The organism is Pseudoalteromonas sp. SR45-5, assembly GCF_014163565.1.
GTDB classification, from domain to species: Bacteria; Pseudomonadota; Gammaproteobacteria; order Enterobacterales; family Alteromonadaceae; genus Pseudoalteromonas; species Pseudoalteromonas distincta.
Window position 1 is genome coordinate 1 of sequence record NZ_JACJDN010000229.1, and the last position, 5,804, is coordinate 5,804.

3 protein-coding genes and 1 pseudogene are annotated in these 5,804 nt (G+C 39.4%); all 4 read right to left on the minus strand.

The window, feature by feature from the left end; translation table 11 throughout:
• Positions 1-37 precede the first annotated feature (37 nt).
• The gene (locus H5072_RS10175; RefSeq protein WP_182693466.1) at positions 38-1,237 is read right to left on the minus strand and encodes an Nramp family divalent metal transporter; all 1,200 of its coding nucleotides are present in this window, start codon (positions 1,235-1,237) and stop codon (positions 38-40) included.
• A gap of 293 nt (positions 1,238-1,530) precedes the next feature.
• Positions 1,531-2,792: pseudogene (locus H5072_RS10180) on the minus strand (valine--pyruvate transaminase).
• Positions 2,793-2,928: 136 nt separating this feature from the next.
• The gene (locus H5072_RS10185) at positions 2,929-3,588 is read right to left on the minus strand and encodes a glutathione S-transferase (protein ID WP_154903022.1); all 660 of its coding nucleotides are present in this window, start codon (positions 3,586-3,588) and stop codon (positions 2,929-2,931) included.
• A gap of 10 nt (positions 3,589-3,598) precedes the next feature.
• Positions 3,599-5,804: peptidase U32 family protein (locus tag H5072_RS10190; protein ID WP_182693467.1), on the minus strand; the 2,206-nt coding region annotated here is incomplete at its 5' end.

Consider the following 5,804-nt stretch of genomic DNA (forward strand, 5'->3'; position numbering starts at 1 on the left):
TAAACAGCGGCCTTTAAATATGACCTTTAGAATTTAATTAAAAAATTAAACTAATTAGTTTGTAGCTACTTAGCCCAAAAATTAGGATTAAAACGGGTAGGGTTACCAGGTTTAATAACAAAGAGTTAGTGTAGTTTCCCATAACCCCTTTTTGATTAACCAGCCATACAAGGTAGGTGCTAACAATAGGGAGTAATAACCCGTTAGCCGCTTGCGCGAATATAATTACCGCTACTGGGTCTAAACCTAATGAGGCCACCGCAGCACCAAACAATAAAATAACAATAGCAACGCCTTTAAAACGTGAGTTACCCATATCGTTAGACCATCCTAACATGCCACACACGGCGTAAGCACCTGCAAGTGGCGCTGTAATAGCACTTGTTAAACCTGCAGCAAATAAACCAATAGCAAAAAAGTAATGAGCGGCGTCGCCAAGCAATGGCTCTAGCTGCACGGCCATGTTAGCTGCACTAATTTGCCCCGCATCGGTGCCATAAAATGCAACTGACGCTGTAGATAAAATAGCTAAAGTGATCACACCGCCTAAGGTGATTGATAGGCCTGTATCAACATTTGTTTCTTTAATCATTTTTTGCATATCGCTGTTACTGTCGTGTCTGGCAGCGAGCACGCCTGAGTGTAAAAATAAGTTGTACGGCACAATGGTCGTACCGACTAATGCCAATATAGTTGTAATAGAACCTTCAGGCATACTAGGGATAAAACCGGCAAATACATCACTTAGTGAAGGTGCTGCCATTACAAGTGTTGAGATAAACACTAAACTCATTAAAATAACGAGTAAAATTAGCGCATTTTCAACTACTTTATGTTTGCCGCTATACAGTAAAGCAGCACTTAAAAAAGCAATAAGTGGTGTCCATAGTTGGGAGTTAATTTGAGGGAATATTTCAATTAACCCCATGCTAGCGCCACTTAAGTTACCCGCTTCATAAGCTGCACTGCCTACGCCAATGGCGCTAATAACTAAAAATATCGCCAAGGATTTAAATAAAGGCGTTTGAATATTTGCTCTAAGAGCTTGTGCTAAATCTTGCCCGGTAGTAACGCCAAGGCGCGCCGCCATGGATTGTAATAATATAGTGGCAATTACTGAAAACAGTAACGTCCATATAAGTGCAAAACCAAAGTTTGCACCTGCCACGCTGGCGGTAGTAATGGTCCCTGGTCCAATGAAGGCAGCGGTGACGAGTAGTCCTGGTCCTAATCGCATAATTGGCCTTAATAGTGCTATTGCATGTTGCTATTTAAAGTTACATCTTACGTTTAAAACCAATATTTATACGCGATGCCGATTGTGTTAAAGCTGTCACTTACAGTAAGTGCCTTGCAGCAGTATTCGCTCCTTGACGATTTCTTTTTTATAAGCATATATTAAAAAAGGGCGCGTAGGATACCAACTTGTATATAGATTTAAAGGGGATACAGTGCATTTGCATGAATTTTAAACGAATATATAAGCGAGTTAAATGAATGATGCCGATATTTATATCGGCATCAGTATATTTACTTTATTAGGCTTCTAATCGCTTCTAAGCCTTTTTTTAGGGTGTCTGCATCGGTAGCATAGTTAATACGAATACACTCGTGCTTGTGCGCCCAATCATCGTCAATGCCGATAAAAAAGTTGTGACCTGGGATCACATACACGTCTTGCTCTTTAAGTTGTTGATACAACACCTCGCTTGTTATTTTTGTATCTTTAAACCACAGCCACATAAAAAATGCACCTTCAACTTTGTGCAAATAAACAGGCAGTTCGGCAAATACTTCGTCAAACAACTCAATCGCTATGTGTGCTTTATTACGATAAAAAGGCAGTACAACGTTGCGGCACAGTGGCAGTAGTTCGTTGTCGTTAATTAAGCGTGTCACTAAGCTTGGGCCAATACTATTTGGCGATAACACCATGCTGCCGTTTACGCGGCCAATTGCTTTAATAATCTCATTGTTTGCAACTACAATACCGCTGCGTAAACCCGGTAGGCCCAGTTTTGAAAGTGACATACATAAAATTATATTTGAGTTCCACGTTAGGTTTGCATCGGTGTAAATACAACCTGGAAACGGATCGCCATATGCGTTATCAATAATGAGTGGAATACCATATTGCTTAGCAAGCAAATCAAGGTGTTTTACTTCATCGTCAGTAATTACATTACCTGTTGGGTTGGTTGGGCGTGATACGCACAGCGCGCTTATACTGCTGTCGTTTGCTAGTGTTTTCTCAACTGCTTTAAAATCAATGACGTATTTAAACTGTTTTGATGTGCTGCCTGTATTTAAAATTTCGATATCAGGCTTTATGGCAACAAACATATCAGCCGATAAACCTTGATCGGCATAACCTATGTACTCTGGCGCGAGGGGGAATAAAATCTTTTTTTGGCTGCCATCCGGCATTTCGCCTGCCAACATATTAAACAGCACAAAAAAGTTAGCTTGACTGCCATTACCGAGTGCTACGTTATCAGCGCTAATATCCCATGCGTACTCTTTACTTAGCTGGCCTGCTAATGCAGCTCTAAACTCGTCGTTACCGGTTGGGCCATCGTAAAGCCCAAATACTTGCGATACTTTATTGCTGGCAACAAGTTTTTGTAATTCACTTAAAAAACCTCATTTACTTGTGGTACTAATGCGGGATTACCGCCACCCAGCATAACAATATTAGGATTGTTACTGTTTTTAGCCCCGCCTAAGTCTTCCATTAATTGGGTAATGCCGTTGGGTTGTGTAAATTTAGTGCCAAAGTTTGAGTAGTTCATAATGCATAGCGTTTGTTAATAATGGGGAGGGCAGTATAGCGTAAATATAAGGCTTAAATCCGATGATGAGAATAATTCAATGCTGAGATTTACAGCTAGTTAAAGTAATGTAATTCCTTATAAAACAAAGGCTAAGTTAAGACTTTTTAACGCCGTATAAAAACTCTTCGCCGCAGTCCATATACAAATCAAATTTGGCCATGACTTTGGTGAAAATAGGGGCGTGTAAAAACTCGTTTAACCATGCACGAACATGCGTATATTCACTTTGTAAGTACCAGTGTTTATCTACGCGGGCAAACTGTCTAATAAATGGCAGCAGGGCATAATCGGCTAGACTTTTTTCATCGCCTATTAAGTATTTATGCGTGGTTAGTTTTACTTCAAATTGCTTAATAAACTCTTCGCAGGCTTTTTGATAATAAATTTGTGCCATGTCTTTTGTACGAGCATAAAATTTGTACTTTTCGAGCACCGGTTTAAATTGCGTGTCGTTTAGCTTAATTAACTCAAGCATGCGCTCAAGTGCTAATGGGTCTTGAGTATGCAGTAAATTATGCGGATCGTTTTGCTTTAAAGCCCACAGCATTATATCGAGGCTTTCATCTATAACTTGGTTATTAGGCAGTAATAAAACAGGCACAGTGCCTTTAGGCGATATTTGCAACAGATGCGGCGGTTTATTTTTAGTTTTTATAGCGCGTAGAAGTACTTGTTGCTCTGCCATTAAAATACCCATTCGTGCACGCATTGCGTATGGGCAGTGTTGTAATGAATATAATAATGGCAATGTCATGTTAGTTACCTTAGCTGTTTAGGCCTTCAACATACTGCTGGCGGGTTTGTACTTTAACCAAGCTATTTAAGTGTTCAACCGCTTGTGTTTGCCCGTTAATTAAATCTTGAAAATGCGCAAGTAACACGGCTTTATCCAGTTTTTCTTTATCGCCTGAGCCAATGTCGGTTAAATCAATCATAAATTCGTCAAATTTGTCGGCAAAGTCACTCACAATATCCATGTTTAAAAATTGCTCATGGTTGTAAATACTTGGGTAGCCGCCTTTTTGTTTATCAATAGCAAAGCTAATACCTTTAACATTGGTAACGGTGGTTTCTTTTTTACAGCTCAGCATACAGCTTGCGTCAATACGTGGTTTTTTACAGCCAACGGTTTGTTGGAAAAAACACTGTCGGCTAGTCATCATTAGTATTGGATGATATATGCTGTACATCATTTTAAAGTTGTTAGGGCGTTTAATATTACGCATTTGTGGTTTGTTTATTTCGTTTGAAATAAACGCGCCTTTTGCGTTTAAATCTTCTTGTAGTGTAAGTAACGCATAAGAGTTTGTGGTGTTTAACAACGGGCCTGCAATCCAGTCAATACCCATTTGTACTGCTTTAAATGCAACGCCTGTGTTGTTACTAATAATAAGCTTAGGTTTTACAACCTCTAGCAAACGTACCGCTTCTTCAAAATCTTTACCAATTAACACCGCCGGAAACCACGGAATTAAATGTGGGTGCTCTAAAAATACATTAATGTATTTATCGTTATCGGTTCTAAAGCTCTCTGGTAATTTAAAGTAAACATCGCCATCTGTTAAATCACATAGATGAACGTCTTTTATGTCCGATATTAAAATAGAGAGTGTTGTTTTGTTATCGGCTTTAGGGTGGTTTACTAGTTTTGGCAGTTCAACAGGGGCGAGTACGTCTTTGCCTTCGTTTAATAAAAACGCGACTTGCTTTTTAATACGGGCAAGCTCTTTAAACGGAATGCTCAAGTTGTTGCCTAAGTTTGAGTAATCCATATTTTTAATTTCAAAATTGGCATTACTAAAGGTTTTAAAGCGTTTATCAATAGCTGCAATGTCCACAATCGATTTATCGGCGGTTTGCATAGGCATTTGCGATTGAACTTCAAAGCGTAGAGGTTGCAGAGCGCTTTGCTCTGCTAGGGTGTTGTCGTGTTTATCGTTTATTGTCAGTGTTACTGTAAATGGCTGGTTTAATTGGCCGCTAAACTCAAAGCGTAGTTCTCGCTTTGAAATATCTAAAAACTCAATTTTCTTTTTAACTAACGTATCAATGTCATTTTTTTCTGCGGCGAGCTCTTGTTGTGCATCGTAAATTTGCACAACCGAAATCGCGTTACTCTTTTCGTTAGCGTGATCAAAGCTATGGTCGCGCGGGTTGTCGGTAAACATGTTTTTTGTCATGTCACCTTGCAAAAACTTATTAGTAAAATTACGGTTAAATACTTTGTATAAGCTTGAATCGTCTTCAATTAAGTTACCTGTTTGTACAAAGGTATCTATTTGTTTGCGCCAGCTATCAATAACGGTATGAACGTAGTTAGCACCTTTAATGCGACCTTCTACTTTTAACGAGTCAACACCTGCGGCTACCAGCTCTGGTAAATCAAAATAGGCTGAATTGTCTTTTAAGTTTAACGGATGTTTGTTACCCATAGCCGTTGGCTCGTATTCATCACGACATGCTTGTGAGCAACGACCACGGTTACCTGAGTTACCCACACTTACTGAGCTTGAATAACATTGCCCCGAAAACGCAATACACAATGCACCATGTACAAACACCTCGGTTAATACATCACATTTGTGCGCTACGTCGGTCAATATTTTAATTTCAGTTAGGTTAAGCTCGCGCGATAAATTTACACGTGTAGCGCCAATGCGCGCTAAAAACTCAACCTGTGATTCGTTATGGGTGGTTAACTGAGTTGATGCGTGAATATGCAAAGTAGGAAAGTGCTTTTTAACTATATTGAATAACCCTAAATCTTGCACAATAATGCCATCGAGCGTGGTATTTACGAGTTGGTTAAGTAGCTTAAATAGCGCGCCCATTTCGTGCTCTAATATAACTACGTTTAGCGTTAAAAATATTTCACAGCCGTATTCATGGGCTAGGCGAAGTGCGCCGTTAAGCTCATCAAACGAAAGATTAGACGCTCGGTTACGTGCATTAAAGGTATCTAATCCACAA

Bases quoted from the DNA above. Each gene is read 5' to 3' on its own strand.
- H5072_RS10175 (WP_182693466.1), bottom strand. From the start codon at position 1,237: ATGCGATTAGGACCAGGACTACTCGTCACCGCTGCCTTCATTGGACCA.
- H5072_RS10185 (WP_154903022.1), bottom strand. From the start codon at position 3,588: ATGACATTGCCATTATTATATTCATTACAACACTGCCCATACGCAATG.